We start from the raw sequence: 19955 nt of genomic DNA on the forward strand, positions 1-19955 counted from the left end.
CATGGTTTGTCCTCGCCGAAAGGAAGCATCGGGTGAAATACACATTCGATTTTGGATGGCTTCTCGACTATTATCCGCAGATCGCCAAAGGCATCGCCGTTACGCTGGAATTGATTGCCATCGGCGGCGTTCTCGGCATCGCCCTCGGCATCGTCTGCGCCTGGGTGCGCGCGCTAGGCCCCAAATGGCTGCGGCCGCCGGTCGCGACCTATGTGGAGCTCATTCGCAACACGCCATTCCTCATACAATTGTTTTTTATCTTTTTCGGCCTGCCATCGCTTGGCCTGCAATTGTCGGAACTGACCGCCGCCAACATCGCCATGGTGGTCAATCTCGGGGCCTATAGCTGCGAGATCATCCGGGCCGGTATTCAGGCGACGCCAAAGGGGCAGTTCGAGGCGGGGGCAAGCCTTGCCATGACCCGCTTTGAAACCTTCCGGCATGTGGTTCTGGTGCCCTCGCTGCAACGCATCTGGCCGGCGCTTTCGTCGCAGGTGGTGATTGTCATGCTCGGCTCTTCGGTCGTATCGCAGATCGCCGCCGAGGATTTGACCTTCGCGGCCAATTTCATCCAGTCGCGCACCTTCCGCGCCTTCGAAGCCTATATGGTCTCCACCGTCATTTATCTCGTGCTCGCCATCCTTCTCCGGCAGGTGCTGGTGATGGGCGGCAACCTCATCTTTCCGCGCAGGAGTGTCCGATGATCGAATTCTCCACCTGGGATATTCTCAGAAACCTGCTGCTCGCCACGCGCTGGACCGTCCTTCTCTCGCTCGTCTCTTTTGCCGGCGGTGGTCTGGTGGCGTTGCTTCTGCTCTTCATGCGCATTTCCCGGAAAAAATCGATGCGGGCTTTCGCACGTTATTACGTCGAGCTTTTTCAGGGCACGCCGCTTTTGATGCAGCTCTTCATCGCCTTTTTCGGCCTCGGCCTGTTCGGCATCGATGTGCCGGCCTGGCTGGCGGCGGGCCTGACGCTGATCCTGTGGGCGGCGGCCTTCCTCACGGAAATCTGGCGCGGCTGCGTTGAATCCGTAGCCAAGGGCCAGTGGGAGGCATCGGCAAGCCTTGCCATGGGACGCCTGCAGCAAATGCGTTACGTCATCCTGCCGCAGGCCCTGCGGGTCGCCATTCCGCCAACCGTCGGTTTCTTCGTGCAGGTCATCAAGGGAACGGCCGTGACCTCGATCATCGGTTTCGTCGAACTGTCCAAGGCCGGCACGGTCGTCACCAACGCCACCTTCCAGCCCTTCACCGTTTATGGCCTCGTCGCCCTCATCTATTTCGCGCTGTGCTGGCCTCTGTCTAAGAGCAGCCAGATCCTCGAAAGGAAGCTCAATGTCGCTCATCGAAATCACTGAAGTCCGCAAAAGCTATGGCAGCAACGAGGTTCTGAAGGGCATCAACCTCGATGTAGAGCCCGGTGAGGTCATCGCCATCATCGGCAAGAGCGGATCGGGAAAATCGACCCTGCTTCGCTGCATCAATGGGCTAGAGACAATTTCGGCCGGTTCCATATCGGTCGCCGGCGCGCAGCTTCTCGAAGACGATCTGCATCTGAAAGCCCTGCGGCTGAAGGTCGGCATGATCTTCCAGCAGTTTAACCTTTTCCCGCACCAGACCGTCGGCGGCAACGTCATGCTGTCGCAGACCGTGGTGAAGAAGACGCCGAAACCGGAAGCGGAAGCCGTTGCCCGCAAGATGCTGGAACGGGTCGGGCTGGCGCATAAATTCGATGCCTATCCCGATGAATTGTCCGGCGGCCAGCAACAGCGCGTCGCCATTGCCCGCGCTCTCGCCATGCAGCCGATTGCGCTGCTGTGCGACGAGATCACCTCGGCACTCGATCCCGAATTGGTCTCGGAGGTGCTGGCGGTGGTGCGTGAACTGGCCGGTGAAGGCATGACTCTCCTGATGGTTACGCATGAGATGAAGTTTGCGCGCGACGTCTGCTCCCGCGTCGTCTTCATGCATGAGGGCAGGGTGCATGAAATTGGCCCGCCGGAGGAGGTGTTTTCCAATCCCGCTACACCCGAACTCAAGCAGTTCCTGGGCGTTGCGGCACGCCACTGAGAACTATTCGGATGCCCAACAAAAAAGGCCGGCGGGTGAAAACCTGCCGGCCTTTGATCTTATAGGGTTTCGCGGCTTAGCGCTTGGAAACCGGAACGTAGTCGCGCTTGCCGGCGCCCGTATAGAGCTGGCGCGGACGGCCGATGCGCTGCTGCGGATCTTCGATCATTTCGTTCCACTGTGCGATCCAGCCGACGGTGCGGGCAAGAGCGAAGAGAACGGTGAACATGGTCGTGGGGAAGCCGAGCGCCTTCAGCGTGATGCCCGAATAGAAGTCGACATTCGGGTAGAGCTTCTTTTCGACGAAGTAGGGGTCGGAAAGGGCGATCTTTTCCAGCTCCAGCGCGACCTGCATGATCGGATCGTCGGAGTTGCCGGTGGCTTCCAGCACTTCGTACATCGTCTTCTGCATGATCTTGGCACGCGGGTCGTAGTTCTTGTAGACGCGGTGACCAAAGCCCATCAGGCGGAACGGATCGTTCTTGTCCTTGGCGCGGGCGATATATTCCGGGATGCGGTCAACCGTGCCGATTTCGTTGAGCATGTTGAGCGCCGCTTCGTTGGCGCCGCCGTGAGCCGGGCCCCAGAGGCAGGCGATGCCAGCTGCGATACAGGCGAACGGGTTCGCACCCGAAGAACCGGCAAGACGCACCGTGGAGGTGGAGGCATTCTGCTCGTGATCGGCATGCAGGATGAAGATGCGGTCCATGGCGCGGGCCAGAACCGGATCGACCTTGTAATCCTCGCAGGGCACGGCAAAGCACATGTGCAGGAAGTTGGAGGCGTAATCGAGGTCGTTCTTCGGGTAAACGAAGGGCTGGCCGATATGGTACTTGTAGGCCATGGCGGCGATTGTCGGCATCTTGGCGATCATGCGCAGCGAAGCGACCATGCGCTGGTGCGGATCGGTGATGTCGGTCGAGTCGTGGTAGAAGGCCGAGAGAGCGCCGACCGTGCCGCACATGACGGCCATCGGATGCGCATCGCGGCGATAGCCGGTGAAGAAGCGGCTCATCTGCTCATGCACCATGGTGTGGCGCGTGACGCGGGTGTCGAAGTCCTTCTTCTGCGCAGCGGTCGGTAGTTCGCCGTAAAGCAGCAGATAGCAGGTTTCCAGGAAGTCGCCCTGTTCGGCGAGCTGCTCGATGGGGAAACCACGGTGAAGGAGAACGCCCTCGTCACCGTCGATATAGGTGATCTTGGATTCGCAGGAGGCCGTCGACGTGAAACCCGGGTCGTAAGTGAAGGAGCCCGTGTGCTTGTAGAGCGTGGCGATATCGACGACGCTTGGTCCAATCGTGCCTTCCCTGACCGGGAGTTCGACCTGCTTTTCGCCAAGTGTCACTGTAGCGCTTTTTTCCGTCATACTGATCCTCCGAAAACATGCGGGTGGGGGCGTTGAGACACGCCCCGCGGTTAAGCGTCTACCGATTAGCTATATGATCCTTGCGCAGATGCCAAGCTATCCAAAGGTCAAATTGTGCATTGCGGCAAACGCAATTGCCTTGCTTTCGTCTTTCCCGGCGATGGCAATTCAATCTCAGTCAACGCAGGGTTAAAGGAAAGGATTGCAATCCCTCGCATCCGCCTGCAAACCTGTTCCCGGTGCGGCAGGGGCGCGGCGCGGATTGCTCGGTCAAGGGGAAAAACAGCATTTCAGATATGCCGAAACGATGCAGGGCGATTTGCCCGGCACGGCGGAAATCCTTTATCCGCTTCGCAGAACCGGCGATGTCGCGACATATGACATGCCCGCTCTTGTCGGCAAGCCGAACCTGCGAACCATCGCCTCCCAAAAAATCGCCGCATGCGTCGCCGAGGAGCGCGCATTCGGCCACGATTTTCTTTTCGTTCCGGTTTTCATCGGCTGCGGTGCGATCCTCTGGTTTTCCCTCAACACCTCGCCTTCATTCTCCGCTCTGGCGATCACATGTCTTATCGCCACCGGTCTGGCGTTTTTCGCGAAATATCGCTCGGGCTTTGCAGCCACGGCCTGTGGCCTTCTCGCGCTGCTTTTGCTGGGCATGCTTTTCGCCGGGGTCGAAACGTGGCGTGCGGGAACAGTGGTGCTGGATACGCCCGTCACCACCACCATTACCGGCACGGTGACCCGAAGGGAGGTGGATGCGCGCGGGGACTGGCGATATGTGGTGCAACTCACCGCAACGGAAGCGCCGGCATTGTCACGCCCGCCGGGTAAGGTCTCGCTCCTGTCACGCGGAGGAGGCGAGCCCGCCGCCCTCGGCGCGACCATTCGTGGCAAGGCGCGGCTTTCGCCGCCATCCGGCCCGGCTCTGCCGGGGCTCAACGATTTCGCCTTCGCGTCCTATTTCAGGGGCATAGGCGCGACCGGATTCTTCTATAAGCCGCCACAGACGGTAACTCCACCCGGCATCGACGCGAAGACGGGCTGGCTGGAATGGGCCGACATGCGGCTCTATGGCCTTCGCACCGCCATTGCCGAGCGCATCCGCAACACCATCGGCGGCGATGCCGGCGCCTTTGCCGCCTCCATCGTCACCGATGAGAGACAGGCCATATCCGCCGAAACGATGGAAGCGTTGCGGCTCTCCGGCCTTGCCCATATCGTCGCCATATCCGGGCTCAACATGGCGCTGGCGTCGGGCATATTCTTCGTGGGGCTGAGGCTTGCCTTCAGCCTTTTTCCGGCATTTGCGCAGCGCTGGCCCGTGAAGAAGATTTCGGCTTTCGCCGCGCTCTTGATGACGCTTGCCTATTATCTGATTTCAGGTTTCGCCGTTTCCGCCGAGCGCGCCTGGCTGATGATGTCGGTGATGCTGATCGCGGTACTGTTCGATCAACCCTCGCTCAGCCTCAGGAATGTTGCGCTTTCCGCTTTGGTCATTCTCGCTTTTTCGCCCTCGGAAATCATGGGTCCGAGCTTCCAGATGTCTTTTGCCGCGACCATCGCGCTCGTCGCCTCCTATGCCGCCTGGAGCCGCTGGCGTATCGATCGCGAGCGTCTGTTTATCGGGCGCAAACCGGCATGGATGACGGTGGCACAAACGGCGGGCGCCATCGTTGGCGGTGTCATCACGACGTCGCTGATCGGCGGTCTTTCGACGGCAATCTATTCGGCCGAGCATTTTCAGCGTGTCACCACCTATGGACTTTTCGCCAATCTGGCTGCCATGCCGCTGATGTCGCTGATTGTCATGCCTTTCGGCCTTTTCGCCATGCTGCTGATGCCTTTCGGGCTGGACGCGCCATTTCTGAAAGTCATGGGGTACGGCATGGCCCTCGTCATCGAGGTTGCGCAGGAGGTGGCGTCCTGGGGCGGAAGCGCTGCGACGGGCCGGCCGCACGGGTGGTTTCTGGGGCTCGCCTCGGCTGGCTTTCTAATGTTGACATTGCTGCGCAGCCGGCTTGCGCTTCTGGGCATGCCGTTTCTGTTCCTTGCCTTTGGCCTGTCGGCCGCCACGGCCTATCGCGATCCGCCCGATTTGCTTGTTCATGAGGATGGCGAGCTGGTGGCGCTGCTGGAGGACGGCAAAGCCTATACGACGAAGGCTCAGCCGCAGGGTTTCGTTTATGGCCAATGGCAAAGGGCGCTGCTTTTACCGGAGCAGCCTGTGCCGCCGGTCCTTCTAAAGACCGAGGCAACGGCAAACACCGTGGCTTTGGCCCCGAAGGCGAAGCTTGATCCGCAAGAGATGAGCGCGGTTGCACGGCAGATGACGGCGGCCCTGAGAGACGCCGAGCCCGGTGTTTTCACCTGCAGCAAAGGCACATGGTGCGTTGCGCGCGCGGGAAGCGGCGAATGGATCATCGTTCTGGAAGATGGCCGCTTTGCCGGAAAGGCTTGCGATATCGCCGATATCGTTATCGTCTCCCGCAGAACGTCCTTCTCCCAATGCCGCTCGGGTGCACTTCTGCTGAACCGGGATATCCTGCGACGGACCGGTTCGCTGGAAATGGACTTTGCCGGCAACGAGCAGGCAGCGGTCGTCGGCAGGCTGCGCGCCGCAATCGCCGGAATGGACAGGCCCTGGAGCGAACATCGCTATTACGACTGGAAAAGCGGACGTTTCGATCACGACGTGCCTGATGCCGTCATGCGGTTGCTGGCGGCATCGCAATAAAGTGCCGCCGGCATGGACCGTCAGGGCTTGATGCGCAGATCCGCGGTCAATTCGCCGATCCCGCTAATTTCCTCTTCATGCGCCGCATCGCGCCAGACTTCCTTCAGTCCGGCCTCGTACCATTCGCGCATGGCGGGAAGGGCGAGCAGCCGGTCGCAATAGGCTTTCGCCGCGGGCGAAAGTTCCGCGCCATAAGTCTGGAAACGAAATGCCACCGGGCAGAAGAAGGCATCGACCATCGTGAATTTCTGGCCGGCAAGAAAAGGCCCGCCGAATTTCGCGAGGCCTTCGCTCCACAGCGTATCGATGCGCTTTATATCGGCCGCAAGCCCGGTATCGCCACCCTTCGGCTTTACGCGAATGCCGACCGACATCGGGTAGAGATTGCGCAGCGAGGAAAAGCCCGCATGCATTTCGCTCGCCGCCGAACGTGACCAGGCCCGTGCCTGCTTGTCGCTCGCCCAGACGCCCTGGTGTCTTTCCGCCAGATACTCGGCGATCGACAGCGATTCCCAAACCGTCACGCCCTCATCGACAAGGCAGGGCACCTTGCCCGTCGGCGAGAAGGTGGAGAAGGAAACGCCTTCTCCGAAGGGAACGAGTTTTTCATCGAAGGCGATGCCGAGCGTGCGCATCAACACCCAGGGCCGCAGCGACCATGAGGAGTAATTCTTGTTGGCGATATAAAGATCGTACATGATGTGTTTCCCCGATATGACGCGCATTTCTATACCGGCGGATGGCCTTTGGAATATTGCAAATAATCCATGGCTCCCATAAGCCGCGTTGATGAATGGGAAGGTGAGGGAAGGGAGAAGGAGGCATGTCCACGTCACCGCCCGGAGATGAGGGCGAAACACCCCCTCTCTTTACTTCCGCAGGGCCGCATTGTTCCAGGGAACAAGCCAAGATGCCTCAAAGGGAGCGTCATCTTCTCGATGACGCCCCTGGCGAAAAAAGGCGGGCTGCCAATTAATGGTAACGGCGGATCAGCCCCACGAGCTTGCCCTGGATTTTCACCCGGTCCGGTCCGAAGATGCGGGTCTCATAGGCGGGGTTGGCGGCTTCGAGAGCGATGGAGGCTCCCTTGCGGCGGAAACGCTTCAGGGTCGCTTCTTCATCATCCACCAGTGCTACGACGATATCGCCCGGATTGGCCGTGTTGCCGTTGCGGATGATGACGGTATCGCCATCAAAAATGCCGGCTTCGATCATCGAGTCGCCCTTGACCTCAAGAGCGTAATGTTCGCCCGAGCCGAGCATGTCGACCGGGACGGCCACATCATGGGTGTTGTTCTGGATGGCGGAAATCGGCACACCGGCGGCGATGCGGCCCATGACCGGCACGGTGGCGGCGCCGGCGAAATCATTGGTGGGCGCCTTGGGGGCAGGGGCCGGCTCCGGCGTCTTCGGTTTGCCAAGGCTGCCTTCGATGACGCTCGGCGAGAAGCCGCGCTGCGGCCTTGCACCCGGCGCATAGGCCTCAGGCAATTTGATCACTTCCAGCGCCCGCGCCCTGTTAGGTAGCCGGCGAATGAAGCCGCGCTCCTCGAGTGCGGTGATCAGCCGGTGGATGCCGGATTTGGATGCAAGATCGAGTGCGTCCTTCATTTCATCGAAGGAGGGCGGCACGCCGGACTCTTTCATTCTTTCATGAATGAAGAGAAGCAATTCCTGCTGTTTGCGCGTGAGCATGAGGAAAACACCCTTGAGAATCGTCGTTGAAGTCGCGAAACAAATACAGAACGAACACTATATGTTCCATATGTGTTCCGCAATCCCCTAAAATTTCGTGAAGGGTGCATCGCAGATCGTGATTTGATCGTCGAAACTATCAACAAAGCAGATCTAACGATGTGTGCCGCATCTTGAATACCAGGAACCACCGATCGGAGAGACCCGGCCGGTGGTTTCTGGCTGCCGTTTGCTACGGCTCTTATATCAGTAGATCGTGAGCGCAGGAATGAAGCTGACCGCGATGAGGAGCAGCATCGCCATGGTGAAGAACGGCCACAATTCCCTCGTCGTCGCGCCGAGCGGCGCTCTGGCTATGGAGGACGAGATGAAGAGCGTGGTGCCGATCGGTGGCGTATAGAGCCCGATACCGAGATTGATGACCATCATCATGCCGAGCTGCACCCGGTCGAGCCCGATCATATCCGCAAGCGGCACGAAGATCGGTCCGAGCAGCAGGATCGACGGCGGCAGATCGAGCGGCATGCCGATGATCAGCATCAGGATGTTCATCATGAGAATGATCAGGATCGGGTTGGAGATATTCTCGGCCACCCAGGTGGCGAAATGCTGGGGCGCCTGATCGAAGGTCAGCACCCAGCCCACCGCCGCACTGCCCATGATGACCAGCATGACGACGCCGGTTGCGGAACCAGCTTCGACGAAATTGTCGCAGAAACGCTTCCACGTCAGATCGCGATAAAAGAAGATGCTGAGCACGAGCGAATAGACGACGGAAAGAACGGCCACTTCGGTTGGCGTTGCAAAGCCGAAGCGGAGGCCGAGGATGATCAGGATCGGCAGGAGGATCGCCGGCAGGCTGCGGAACGCAAGTAGCGCCAGATCGCGCTTGCGGGTGCTTTCGTCACGCACCGCATAACCACGCCGCACGGCAATGGCCCAGCAGACGAAGATGAAACCGGCGGCCATAAGCAGGCCCGGCAGAATGCCCGCGATGAACAGATTGGCGATGCTGACACCGCTGACCAATGAATAGAGGATCATCGGGATCGACGGCGGAATGAGTACGTCGATGACCGCTGAAGTGGCATTGTTGGCCGCGCAGAGGGGAGCGGGGTAACCCTGGCGCTTTTGCCATGGAATGAGCACCGAACCGAGTGCGCTCGCATTGGCGACCGCGGAGCCGGACACGCCACCGAACACGACCGACGAAATGACGGTGGTGGAAAGCGGGCCGCCGCGCCAGCGCTGCATGGCCTTGGAGGCGAGTTCCAGAAGCTGGGTTCCGAGTTTGCCGCCGAGCATCAGCGTGCCCGCGAGCATGAAGAACGGCAGCGCCAGCATCGGGAAAGACTGCGTCTGGTCGTACACCTGCTGCGCCACGATCGAAAGCGGCACATAACCGTTCCACAGCACGGCGACGCCGGCAGAGATGATCAGCGCATAACCGACCGGAACCGCAATCATCATGAGAATACAAAATGCAATGATCATCACGATGGTCATAGCGGCATCTCCTCGGTTGCACCGTGCGGGCGGGCATGCCAGCCGCTGGAGAGAATGCGCAGGCTTGCCGTTGCGGTCGTGACCGAGACCAGTGCCGCGCCGAAGGCGATGGAATAATATCCGATGCTATTGGGCAATTGCAGCACAGGGCTGATTTCCGCGCCGGCGATCTCGGCGACGACAAGCGCCTGCTGCGCGAGAATGACGAAACTTGCGACCGTCACGAGATTGGCGAACAGCAGAACCGCCACCTTGCCGCGTTCGTCGAACTTGTCATAGATCCATTCAACCGCCATATGCGCGCCGCTCTGCGCGGCAAGGGTAATGCCGGCGACGATGAACCATGGAAACAGCATGGTTGGCAGTTCTTCCGCAAAGTCCAACCCGCCGGAAGTCGATAGATAGCGGACGATGACGTTTGCCGTCATGATGACCGTGAGCAGAATGCCGGTTGCCACGATGATGATGCGGCAGAGGATGGCGATGAAACTGTCAACGCGATTGGCGGCGGACAAGGCTCCTTCGAGCATTGGCGCATCTCCTGAAAACTGAAACCGTATGAATGTCGGCGTGAGCGAGGCTCCCGCCGATCCTGTCGGTGGACATGAAGGCGAGGCCGGGGGGCATGAACCGACCCGGCGTCCTGATCATCAGCCCTTGGCAGCCTTTTCCAGCTCGGCGACGAAATCGCCGAAGGGCTTCTGCTTCCATGTCTCCAGCACCTGCGCGGTCGCTTTCGCGAAAGCCGCGTGGTCGATGTCTTCCACCACCTCGATGGCGGCATTGGCCTTGAAGGCAGCCAGAGACGCGCTTGCCTTTTCCGCCGAGAGTTTGCGCTGAAGCGCGCCTGCCTCCTTCGCAGCCGCCTTGACCGCCTCAAAATCCTTGCCCAGCCGCCCCTCGGCGAATTTGGACATCAGGAACGGGGTGGACTCCCATTTATGGGCGGTGAGGCTGATATGTTTGTTGACCTCGTAAAGCTTGGAGCTTTCGATATTCACGAGCGGATTTTCCTGCCCGTCAACGACGCCCTGCTGAAGCGCGATGTAGAGTTCGCCAAACGCGATCTGAACCGTCGCCGCATCCAGCGCCTTGAAAATATCCATGGTCATCGGGTCGGCCGGCGTGCGGATTTTCAGGCCCGCGACGTCCTGCGGCTTGGTGATGGCGTGTTTGGAGTTGGAGACATGGCGGATGCCGTTGTCCCACCAGTCGAGCGGCACGATGCCGACCTTCTGGAAACGCGCATCGAGCGATGCGCCGACATCGCCCTCGAGTACCTTGATCGCCTGATCGGCGTTGCTGAACAGGAAGGGCAGGCCGAGCGCCGCAAGTTCAGGAACAACGCTCGAAACCGGACCCTGGCTGTTGGCGGTGAAATCCAGCGCCCCGGTGCGCAGGCTGGTCAGCATGGCGGCGTCGCTGCCAAGCGTTTCCGAACCGGCGACATTGATCGCCACGCGGCCTTCGGTTTTCTGGGCAACGAGTTCCGCGAATTTCGCGGCCGCCAGCGTGCGCGGATTGCCCGGCGCAGCCCCATGGCCGAGCGTCAGCGTCGTGGCGGCCCGGGCGTTGCGGGCCGTCGTCAGAACGGCCGGCGCAGCCAGCGCCAGTCCGGTACCGGTCAGGAACATACGCCTGTTGATGGAAATACTCATTTTTCTCCTCCCTGGATTTAAACACTCTCGGCGTTGTCCGACCACGCGGATAACGCGCTCCACTCCCTTGAAACCGCCGGCTCCCCCCGGGCTGATTCCGCACCATGTCTGAGCTTCAGCCTTTAGACCGAACCGTGCGGTACTTCAAAATTTTCATTCTCCAGCCACGCCCTTGCGCGCGCCACGATCATCGCCGTGGAGATGCCGTAGCGGTCATGCAGGGTGGGCAGCGCGCCTGCATCCAGAAAAGCATCGGGCAGGGCGATCTGCCGCAGGCGCGGCACCCGGCCGCTTTTCATCAGCGCCATCGCCACGGCCTCTCCAAGCCCGCCGATTTCGCTGTGGTTTTCCGCCACGATGACCAGACGATCCGCCCGGTCCACTTCCGCGAAGATCGAGGCGGTATCAAGCGGCTTGATGGTGGGGGAATGCAACACGGCGCAGCCGACGCCCTCCTTCTCAAGCAGGGCAGCCGCTTCGAGAACCCGCATCGTCAATATGCCGGACGATATGAAAAGAACCTGCGCACCATCGCGGATAAGCTTCGCCTTGCCGAGTTCGAACCGATAGCCATATTCTTCGAGCACCACCGGCACCTGGCCGCGCAGCAGGCGCATATAAACGGGGCCGTTAAAATCCGTGATGGCTGGCACCGCGCCTTCTATGTCGGTCGCATCGCACGGGTCGATGATCGTCATGTTCGGCAGCGCGCGAAAAATCGCCAGATCGTCGGTCGCCTGATGGCTGGGGCCGTAGCCCGTCGTCAGGCCGGGCAGGGCGCAGACGATCTTCACCGGCAGGTTTTCCTCGGCAATCGCCATGGCGATGAAATCATAAGCGCGGCGGGCGGCGAAGACCGCATAGGTGGTCGCAAAGGGCACGAAACCTTCGCGCGCCAGACCGGCCGCAGTGCTCATCAGGAGCTGCTCGGCCATGCCCATCTGATAAAAGCGCTCGGGAAAGGCTTTGGCGAAAATATGCAGGTCGGTATATTTGCCGAGATCGGCAGTGAGGCCGACAATATCCTCCCGTTCCTTCGCCAGCTGAACAAGGGCGTGACCGAAGGGAGCAGGCCGTGTCGGCTGGCCTTCGGCGGCGATGGAGGCGATCATCGCCGATGTGGTGAGGCGCTTCTGCGGGGCTGCTGTACTCATTGCGGCCGTCCTTCCTCAAGGGCGTCGAGCGCCAGTTTCCATTCATGCGCTTCCACGCGAATGAAATGGGTGATTTCGCGGTTTTCGAGAAAGGGCACGCCGCGGCCCATCCGGGTATCGAAAATGATGGCGCGCGGCCTGTCATCGGTAAGTGACATTGCGATATCGAAGGCCTCGCGAACCTTGTCGATATCGTTGCCGTCCACGCGCTGCACATGCCAGCCGAAGGCCGCGAATTTGGCGTCCACAGGTTCGGAGGACAGCATCTCGCGGGAAGGGCCGTCCGCCTGCTGATTGTTGAAATCCACAAGATTGATGAGATTGCCGAGCCTGTGATGGGATGCGCCCATGGCGGCCTCCCAGGTGGAACCTTCGCCCAACTCGCCATCCGACATCAGGTTGATGATGAACCGGTCGGAATTCTTGCGCTTGAGGCCAAGAGCCATTCCGACCGCTATGCCAAGCCCATGGCCGAGCGATCCGCCGGTGATTTCCATGCCCGGCGTATAGGAGGCCATGCCGGACATGGGCAGGCGCGATCCGTCGCAGCCATAGGTCTCAAGCTCATCTTCCGGAATGATGCCCGCCTCGATGAGCGCTGCGTAAAGTGCAATCGCATAATGGCCGATGGAAAGCAGAAACCGGTCGCGGCCTTCCCAATGCGGATCGTCCGCCCGGTAACGCATGGTGTGAAACCAGGCCACCGCCAGAACATCGGCAATGCCGAGCGCCTGGCCTACATAACCCTGGCCCTGCACCTCACCCATCAAAAGGGCGTTGCGCCGGATCCGCCAGGCGCGTTCCGCCAGCGATACATTCGCCAGCGCCGCTTCCTTCGTTGCATCTGTGTCCGAATACGCCTGAGCCATGGTTTCCTCCTCCCGGTCAGAAAAATCGAAGCCGATTTTCCGGCTTCGAAAGGGCTTTGTCAGTGAATGAGCATTCCGCCATTCACGTCGACAACCGCGCCGGTGACGTACGAGGAGAGATCCGAGGCGAGGAAGAGATAGATATTGGCGACATCGATGGCGTCGCCGAGACGGTTTAGCGGAATGCCCTTGAGAATGTCGCGGCGCATATCGTCGGTCAGCTTGCCGCCGGTAATGTCGGTCTGGATCAGGCCGGGAGTGACGGAGTTGACGCGAATGCCGTCGGGGCCGAATTCACGCGCCATGGCCTTTGCGAGACCCAGAACGCCCGCCTTGGCCGCCGAATAATGCGGCCCGCCGAAAATGCCGCCGCCACGTTGCGCGGAGACGGACGACATGCAGGCAATCGAGCCGCCGCCATTGTCGCGCATATTGGGAATGAAGGCCTGGCTGAAATTCAGCACACCGGTCATGTTGACATCGACGATGCGCTGCCAGTCTGCGCCGGTAATGTCGAGCGTCTTCACCGGCTGGGTAATGCCGGCATTATTGATGAGGATATCGATCTTGCCGAAAGCGGCGATGACTTTTTGCGCGGCCGCCTCGCAGGAGGCGCGATCCGCCACATTGCCGCCGACCCCGAGATGCTCGCCGCCATCCACTTTTTCAAGCGAGGCCGCAGCTTCGATGCTGCCGGCTTCATCCAGATCCACGATGGCGACGCGGGCGCCGTGGCGGGCGAAAAGTTCCGCCGTGGCGCGGCCGATGCCGCGTTTGCTGGCGGCGCCTGAAATAACCGCGGTCTTTCCATTCAACAACATAAGCAATCCTCCCAAGCCGGGCGGGCCGGCTTCATACGCTTGACGGCGGTGCTCCCGACCTGCCGCCGCATCCCGTCCTGCGACGAATGCAGCCTCGATATTGCAGATGGGCAGAGGGCGCTTCAAACGCGAAGTTTACATCATCTCATGAATCTGCTTCAGTAATCGAATGTTGAACGGCATTTCACTAACCTCCATCCGCGCCTTCGAATCTGCCGCCCGGCTTGGCTCTTTCCGGGCCGCTGCCGATGAGCTCAACCTGTCGGCGAGCGCCGTCAGCCATGCCATCGTCAAGCTCGAAAGGGTGCTCGGTACACCGCTTTTCGAGCGCACCACGCGAACCGTGCGCCTGACGGCGGCGGGGCAGACGCTTCTGGCACATGCATCGAACGCCTTCGAGGAGTTGCGGCAGGGCATCGAGGTGGTGTCCTCCAACCGCTCCCATCTTCTGCGCCTGCATTGCGCGCCGAGCTATGCGGCGCAGGTATTGTCGCCGCGCCTGCCGCAATTTTTAAACGCCAATCCGGGCATTGAAGTGCGGCTGGCGGCCAGCACCGCCTATGTGCGTTTCGTCGATGGTGAATTCGATGCCGATATCATCTATGGCGAACCGCAGGGAGACGATCTCATCATCATTCCGCTGGGCAGAGAGCGTGTCACGCCGCTGTGCTCGCCGTCGCTCGCGGACGAGATCAGGACACCCCGCGATTTGAACCGTCAATTGCTTATTCGAAGCGACAACAAACGTCTGCAATGGCCGGACTGGTTCGAGGCTAATGGGCTCGGCAAGCCGCCCATTCAGGCCATGAGTTTCGACCGCAGTTTCCTGGCGATCGATGCCGCCGCCAATGGCGTCGGCGTGGCGCTGGAATCGACACGGCTTGCCCATCGCGAGATAAAATCCGGGCGGCTGGTCGCGCCCCTGAGCGGCGCGACGCAGGACCTCCACTATGTCGGCCATTATCTCGCCTATCCCAAATCCGGCAGCCAGCGCAGGCTGGCAAGACGGTTTGCCGACTGGCTGATCGAAGATCTTCAGGATCCCGCATTTGAATAGGAATGCGGTTGTTACGTGAATTGAATTCACTGGCGCGTTAATTTTTTCCGCTTGCTCACGAACGGAGCTCTCCGTCATTTTCCGGTCGGAATAATGAGGTTGCAGCGTGATTGGCATCGTCCCTTCGGCTGCGGCTCAAGGGGAGGATCGCATGAAAGATCGCATCATATCGGCGTCCGGCGCGCCATATGACGGCTATGGGCGCGAGGAGATGCTGGAAAGCATCGCCAGGATCGGTTTTCGCCATGTGGAGCCTGCCTTTATCGTCGGTTACACCGAACCATTTGATGAAAGCGCGTTCCTGCCGGCTGAAATGGCGTCATGGCGCCGGTCGCTTGATGATGCCGGGCTGGGCTGCCATGCCATGTCGTCGCATATCGATCTTGGACTGGACGATTCCGTAGAAATTTTCACCGGCAGAATGGCTTTTGCAGCGGGAATCGGCGCGAGGGTAATCGCCACCAATGCATCGGCCCGGCAGCGCGAAGACCGGTTCCTGCGCAATATCGAGGTGCTTCTGCGCCGTGCCGAGGCCTTCGGCATCGTGATCGGGCTGGAAAATCCCGGCGATGGCAGCGAGAGCGTTTTCAACATCGCGCCGGAGGGCGTCGCGCTCACGCGTCGTTTCGGCTCCCCATGGCTGGGGCTGAATTATGACGCGGCTAATACCGCGTCCCATCGTCCGCAACTCAAAAATTTTGCCGATGACGCGGTGGCGGCGCTGCCTGCCTCGGTCCACGCGCATATCAAGGACGTGAAACGAACGCCGGAAGGCTGGTTTTTCGTGCCGGTGGGCGAAGGCGATATCGATTGCCACAAGCTGCTCGGTGAGATTGCCAAAAAGCCGGAGATGCCGATCAGCATCGAGTTTCCAGCCCGCCTGCACCGTCGCGCGGATGCCCAGCCGGTAAGGCGCATCAGCCCTGCATCACTTCGGGAAATAGAGCAGGCGCTGACGGCTTCGCTTGACGCAGTCAAAAGAGGATTGGCCGGGGGCGGAGCCGCAAGCTCGGCAGGGGCTGGCGCGTAGACGGCATAAAGGAGGAGAGTAATGCAGAGATTTGTGAATAACCCCGACGAGGTGGTCGAGGATACGGTGAAAGGCTTCGTCAAAGCCCATCGCGACATCGTGCGCCTTGCGGACAATCCGCGTGTCGTCGTTGCCAGGGGTGCGCCGGTCGCCGGCAAGGTCGGTGTTGTCACGGGTGGCGGCTCCGGCCATGAGCCGGCCTTTATCGGCTACACCGGCCGCAACATGCTGGATGCCGTCGCCGTTGGCGAATTGTTTTCATCACCCACGGCCAAGAGCTTTCACGACGCGATCCGCGAAGCCAATGGCGGCAGGGGCGTGATCGTGCTCTACGGCAATTATGCCGGGGACAATATGAATGTGAAGATGGCGACAAAACTCGCCGCCAAAGACGGCATCGAGATCGCCACCGTCGTCGCCAATGACGATGTGTGTTCCGCTGCCCCCGAGGAGCGTGAGAAACGCCGCGGTGTCGCTGGCGAAATCTTCATGTGGAAGATCGGCGGCGCCAAGGCGGCAAGCGGCGCTTCGCTGGAGGAGGTGCGCGCCACCGCCCAGAAGGCCATCGACAATTGCCGCTCCATCGGCGTCGGTCTCGGCCCCTGCACCCTGCCGGCGGTCGGCCATCCGAACTTTCAGATCGAACCGGGCACGATGGAAGTGGGCATAGGCCACCATGGCGAACCCGGCGTTCGCGTTGAGACGCTGAAATCCGCCGCCGATGTGGCGAAGGACATGTGCAAGATCGTGCTCGACGATCACAACCTGCCGGCCGGCAGCGAGGTGGCGGTGCTGGTCTCCGGCCTTGGCGCGACGCCGGTCAACGAACTCTACATCCTCAACGACACGATAGAATCCGAGATTTCGGCGCGTGGCCTGAAAATCCACAAAACCTATATCGGCAACTATTTCACGTCGCTTGAGATGGTGGGCGCGACTTTGACCGTGATGGCGCTGGATGACGAGCTGAAACCGCTGCTCGATGCCGAAGCGCTTTGCACCGTTATGCTGTGAGGAGAAAATTCATGCAGTCTTTTCAGAACGCCAAGGCCGGCGACATCGTTCTGTCCATGGCCGAAAGCATCATCGAAAACCGCGCCTATCTCAGCGAGATCGACGGCAAGATCGGCGATGGCGACCATGGCGTGAACATGGCCAAGGGATTCGGCATGGCGGCAGACCGGCTGAGAGGGCAGGACGCCTCGCTTGCCAAGGCGCTCGATACGCTCGGCACGATCCTGATGACGGAAATCGGCGGTTCCATGGGGCCTCTTTATGGGGTGATGTTTACGGAATTCGCCGAGAAGATCGAAAATGCCGAGGTTATCGATGCGCCGTCCTTCAGCAGAATGCTGCATGCCGGCCTCGAAGGCGTCAGTTCCATCGGCTCGGCCAAGGTGGGCGACAAGACGCTGCTGGATACGCTGGTGCCGGCGGTGACGGCATTCGACACCGCCACCGCCTCGGGCGCGTCATTCCACGATGCTGCCGCAGCGCTTGTCGCTGCCGCCGAAACCGGCAGGGATTCGACCATCAATCTCGTGGCGAAGATCGGCCGCGCCAGCCGTCTCGGCGAGCGCTCGCTTGGTGTTCTCGATGCGGGCGCCACCTCCTGCGCGCTCATCCTGCGCAGCCTTGCCGAAGGCGCGCAGGCCAGATTGCAATCTTGAAAATAGGACATGTCTGCTGAAGCCGACGAGGCTCGCACGCGAATAACGGGAGACACCGAAATGAGAATTGTCGCGGGCGCCGACAGCGCCGGAAAACCCCTGCTGGATGCGGTGCTCGCCCATCTCTCGGGCAGGCAAGGGCTGACCGTCGTGGATCGAAGCCAGGACGGATTTTATGCCGATCTGGCCGAATCCGTGGCCGGCAGCATCATCGCCGGTGAATTCGATCGCGGCCTCTTGTTTTGCGGAACCGGCATCGGCGTCTGCATTTCCGCCAACAAGGTGCCCGGCATCCGCGCCGCCTTGACCCATGATACTTATTCCGCCGAACGGGCGGCGAAATCCAACAACGCCCAGATCATTACCATGGGCGCCCGCGTGATCGGCCCGGAACTGGCGAAAGCTATCGTCGACACCTGGCTGGCATCGGATTTCGATCCGAAAGGGTCTTCGGCGAAAAACGTGGAGGCGATCAACCGTCTCGATGCATGCCGGTAAGCCATAGGTGCGTGACGAGACCGGCCCGGCGAAGCTGATCGTTTGCATTGCTGGCGTCATCTGTGCTTTTGTCACGCACAAACCCGCAGCACAGGGGCTCGAAAATGGCGAACCGAAATAGTGTCGATCATCTCGTTTTGCCGGTACAGGCTCTTGCCGTGGCGAAAGACCGCCTTGAGCTTCTCGGCTTCACCGTCGCGCCGGAGGCTCTCCATCCCTTCGGAACGCAGAATGCCTGCGTTTTCTTCACGGACGGCACCTATCTGGAACCGCTCGCGATTGCTGACCCGGCTAAATATAATGAATCGGTGAACAGGGGCGACGTGTTCACCGGCAGGGATCGGGCCTTTCGGCAGCGTCATGGCGATGAGGGTTTTTCGGCCCTGGTGGCAAGAAGCGAAAGCGCCATTGCCGATCATGACAGGTTTTCCGCATCCGGCTTCTCGGCAGGCGATATCTTTGAATTTTCACGGCCCGTGCGGATGCCGGACGGCTCACAGAGTGAGGCGGCATTCCGGCTGGCATTCGCAGCGAGCGGCGCGGCTTCGGATTTCTTTCTGTTCAGCTGCCAGCGATTGCTGGCTTTGCCGAACGACCGGGCGGCGCTGGAGCGCCACGCCAATGGTGCTTCCGGCATCAGCGAGATCGTTCTGTTTTCCGGCGGCGATCCGAACGCGGTCCGTCTGATCGAAACGGTATTTGCCTGTCAGGAGGAGATGTCTCCGGATGGAGATATTATTTTTGCGACCGGCAACGCGCACATCAGGCTGAACCAAAAACCGGCCTTCAGCGAAAGCCTGCCCAATTCTCCGAATGGCCTGCACGGAGCAGGCGTCGTCTTTTCCGTTCACGATCTTGCCGTGACAGAAGCGGTGCTTGCTGCTAATGGCGTCTCCAGCGCAGAAGCGGACGGCCGTCTTGTGGTGTCCGCCGCGCCCGGTCAGGGCGTTGCATTCGCCTTCGAGGAAAAATGATGAGCGTTACGAACAATCTCAAAGTCACCGCCGGCGACGGCGCCAATTCGGTTTCCTTTTCCAATAGCGAGCGATTTTCCCTGATTGCCGGCCCCTGCCAGATGGAAAGCCGGGAACATGCTTTCATGATCGCCGGTGTCCTGAAGGAGCTTTGCGACAAGCTGGGGATCGGGCTCGTTTATAAGTCGTCCTTCGACAAGGCGAACCGTACGTCGCTTTCCGGCAAGCGCGGTATCGGCCTTGACAGCGCTATGCAGGTTTTCGCCGATCTCAAGAAGGAATTCGGCTTTCCTGTTTTGACTGACATTCACACCGAAGAACAATGCGCCATCGTGTCCGAAGTGGTGGATGTGCTGCAAATCCCGGCCTTTCTCAGCCGCCAGACCGATCTTCTCGTCGCCGCCGCGAAAACCGGCCGCGTTATCAACGTCAAGAAGGGCCAGTTCCTCGCCCCCTGGGACATGAAGAACGTGCTGGCCAAGCTGAATGAGAGCGGCAATCCGAATGTGCTTTTGTGCGAGCGCGGCGCCTCCTTCGGTTACAACACGCTTGTTTCCGACATGCGCTCGCTGCCGATCATGGCTTCGCTCGGCGCGCCTGTTGTCTTTGACGCCACGCATTCGGTTCAGCAGCCGGGCGGGCAGGGCGGCTCCACGGGCGGCCAGCGCGAATTCGTCGAGACGCTCGCGCGGGCGGCGGTTGCTGTCGGTGTCGCCGGGCTCTTCATCGAAACCCATGAGGACCCGGACAATGCGCCGTCCGACGGCCCCAACATGGTTCATCTGAAGGACATGCCGAAACTGCTCGAAAAGCTGCTTGCTTTCGACGCCATTACCAAGGCCTGAGGG

The 19955-nt window shown here is 60.4% G+C and carries 20 protein-coding genes; 11 read left to right on the plus strand and 9 right to left on the minus strand.

Going from position 1 to position 19955, the window contains the following annotated elements:
* Positions 1 to 32 precede the first annotated feature (32 nt).
* The 3 genes from PH605_RS19820 to PH605_RS19830 are packed head-to-tail and all read left to right on the plus strand — an operon-like array spanning position 33 to position 2072.
* Complete coding sequence (locus tag PH605_RS19820) at positions 33 to 704, plus strand: amino acid ABC transporter permease (RefSeq protein ID WP_035261720.1); 672 nt, start codon at positions 33 to 35, stop codon at positions 702 to 704.
* Complete coding sequence (locus tag PH605_RS19825) at positions 701 to 1360, plus strand: amino acid ABC transporter permease (protein ID WP_078053972.1); 660 nt, start codon at positions 701 to 703, stop codon at positions 1358 to 1360. The genes PH605_RS19820 and PH605_RS19825 overlap by 4 nt, the downstream gene beginning before the upstream one ends.
* Positions 1338 to 2072: an amino acid ABC transporter ATP-binding protein gene (locus PH605_RS19830; protein WP_065653920.1), complete on the plus strand. Its 735-nt coding sequence runs from the start codon at positions 1338 to 1340 to the stop codon at positions 2070 to 2072. The genes PH605_RS19825 and PH605_RS19830 overlap by 23 nt, the downstream gene beginning before the upstream one ends.
* Before the next feature lie 76 nt (positions 2073 to 2148).
* Here the strand turns inward: PH605_RS19830 and gltA are convergent, their stop codons facing one another.
* Positions 2149 to 3438: a citrate synthase gene (gltA, locus tag PH605_RS19835; protein WP_003502585.1), complete on the minus strand. Its 1290-nt coding sequence runs from the start codon at positions 3436 to 3438 to the stop codon at positions 2149 to 2151.
* 307 nt (positions 3439 to 3745) lie between these two features.
* Here gltA and PH605_RS19840 point away from each other — a divergent pair, with 307 nt between their 5' ends.
* Positions 3746 to 6175 carry a ComEC/Rec2 family competence protein gene (locus tag PH605_RS19840; RefSeq protein WP_142845827.1) on the plus strand — a complete coding sequence of 810 codons (2430 nt, stop codon included), beginning with the start codon at positions 3746 to 3748 and terminating at the stop codon, positions 6173 to 6175.
* Between the two features lie 20 nt (positions 6176 to 6195).
* Here PH605_RS19840 and PH605_RS19845 read toward each other — a convergent pair whose 3' ends face one another.
* The 8 genes from PH605_RS19845 to PH605_RS19880 all read right to left on the minus strand — a co-directional run bounded on the left by PH605_RS19845 (position 6196) and on the right by PH605_RS19880 (position 13878).
* Entirely contained in the window at positions 6196 to 6873 is a 678-nt protein-coding gene (locus PH605_RS19845; protein WP_142845811.1) for a glutathione S-transferase family protein, read from the minus strand.
* Positions 6874 to 7147: 274 nt separating this feature from the next.
* Positions 7148 to 7870, minus strand: coding sequence for a transcriptional repressor LexA (gene lexA, locus PH605_RS19850; RefSeq protein ID WP_080856301.1), 723 nt, complete (start codon positions 7868 to 7870; stop codon positions 7148 to 7150).
* A 246-nt stretch (positions 7871 to 8116) separates the two neighbouring features.
* Positions 8117 to 9376 carry a TRAP transporter large permease subunit gene (locus tag PH605_RS19855; protein ID WP_080856302.1) on the minus strand — a complete coding sequence of 420 codons (1260 nt, stop codon included), beginning with the start codon at positions 9374 to 9376 and terminating at the stop codon, positions 8117 to 8119.
* A complete protein-coding gene (locus tag PH605_RS19860; RefSeq protein ID WP_142845812.1) occupies positions 9373 to 9906 on the minus strand; it encodes a TRAP transporter small permease in 534 nt (177 codons plus the stop codon). The genes PH605_RS19855 and PH605_RS19860 overlap by 4 nt, the downstream gene beginning before the upstream one ends.
* Positions 9907 to 10026: 120 nt before the next feature.
* The gene (locus tag PH605_RS19865; RefSeq protein ID WP_142845813.1) at positions 10027 to 11034 is read right to left on the minus strand and encodes a TRAP transporter substrate-binding protein; all 1008 of its coding nucleotides are present in this window, start codon (positions 11032 to 11034) and stop codon (positions 10027 to 10029) included.
* 122 nt (positions 11035 to 11156) lie between these two features.
* Positions 11157 to 12188: a transketolase family protein gene (locus tag PH605_RS19870; protein WP_142845814.1), complete on the minus strand. Its 1032-nt coding sequence runs from the start codon at positions 12186 to 12188 to the stop codon at positions 11157 to 11159.
* Entirely contained in the window at positions 12185 to 13057 is an 873-nt protein-coding gene (locus PH605_RS19875; RefSeq protein WP_125147001.1) for a transketolase, read from the minus strand. The genes PH605_RS19870 and PH605_RS19875 overlap by 4 nt, the downstream gene beginning before the upstream one ends.
* 59 nt (positions 13058 to 13116) lie before the next feature.
* Positions 13117 to 13878, minus strand: a complete 762-nt coding sequence (locus PH605_RS19880; RefSeq protein WP_035262426.1) for an SDR family NAD(P)-dependent oxidoreductase — start codon at positions 13876 to 13878, stop codon at positions 13117 to 13119.
* Between the two features lie 169 nt (positions 13879 to 14047).
* Here PH605_RS19880 and PH605_RS19885 point away from each other — a divergent pair, with 169 nt between their 5' ends.
* The 7 genes from PH605_RS19885 to kdsA all read left to right on the plus strand — a co-directional run bounded on the left by PH605_RS19885 (position 14048) and on the right by kdsA (position 19952).
* The gene (locus PH605_RS19885; RefSeq protein ID WP_080856307.1) at positions 14048 to 14935 is read left to right on the plus strand and encodes a LysR substrate-binding domain-containing protein; all 888 of its coding nucleotides are present in this window, start codon (positions 14048 to 14050) and stop codon (positions 14933 to 14935) included.
* Positions 14936 to 15086: 151 nt separating this feature from the next.
* Positions 15087 to 15965: a sugar phosphate isomerase/epimerase family protein gene (locus PH605_RS19890; RefSeq protein WP_142845815.1), complete on the plus strand. Its 879-nt coding sequence runs from the start codon at positions 15087 to 15089 to the stop codon at positions 15963 to 15965.
* A 21-nt stretch (positions 15966 to 15986) separates the two neighbouring features.
* The gene (locus PH605_RS19895; protein ID WP_142845816.1) at positions 15987 to 16979 is read left to right on the plus strand and encodes a dihydroxyacetone kinase subunit DhaK; all 993 of its coding nucleotides are present in this window, start codon (positions 15987 to 15989) and stop codon (positions 16977 to 16979) included.
* 11 nt (positions 16980 to 16990) lie between these two features.
* On the plus strand, positions 16991 to 17635 hold the full coding sequence (dhaL, locus tag PH605_RS19900) for a dihydroxyacetone kinase subunit DhaL (RefSeq protein ID WP_142845817.1): 645 nt from the start codon (positions 16991 to 16993) through the stop codon (positions 17633 to 17635).
* 60 nt (positions 17636 to 17695) lie between these two features.
* Entirely contained in the window at positions 17696 to 18133 is a 438-nt protein-coding gene (gene derI / locus PH605_RS19905; protein ID WP_142845818.1) for a D-erythrulose-4-phosphate isomerase, read from the plus strand.
* A gap of 104 nt (positions 18134 to 18237) precedes the next feature.
* Positions 18238 to 19107: a VOC family protein gene (locus PH605_RS19910; RefSeq protein ID WP_142845819.1), complete on the plus strand. Its 870-nt coding sequence runs from the start codon at positions 18238 to 18240 to the stop codon at positions 19105 to 19107.
* Positions 19107 to 19952, plus strand: coding sequence for a 3-deoxy-8-phosphooctulonate synthase (gene kdsA / locus PH605_RS19915; RefSeq protein WP_080856313.1), 846 nt, complete (start codon positions 19107 to 19109; stop codon positions 19950 to 19952). Before PH605_RS19910 ends, kdsA begins: the two co-directional genes overlap by 1 nt.
* Positions 19953 to 19955: the final 3 nt, after the last annotated feature.

The organism is Agrobacterium sp. CFBP 3001, from assembly GCF_027871605.1.
Classification (GTDB): domain Bacteria; phylum Pseudomonadota; class Alphaproteobacteria; order Rhizobiales; family Rhizobiaceae; genus Agrobacterium; species Agrobacterium leguminum.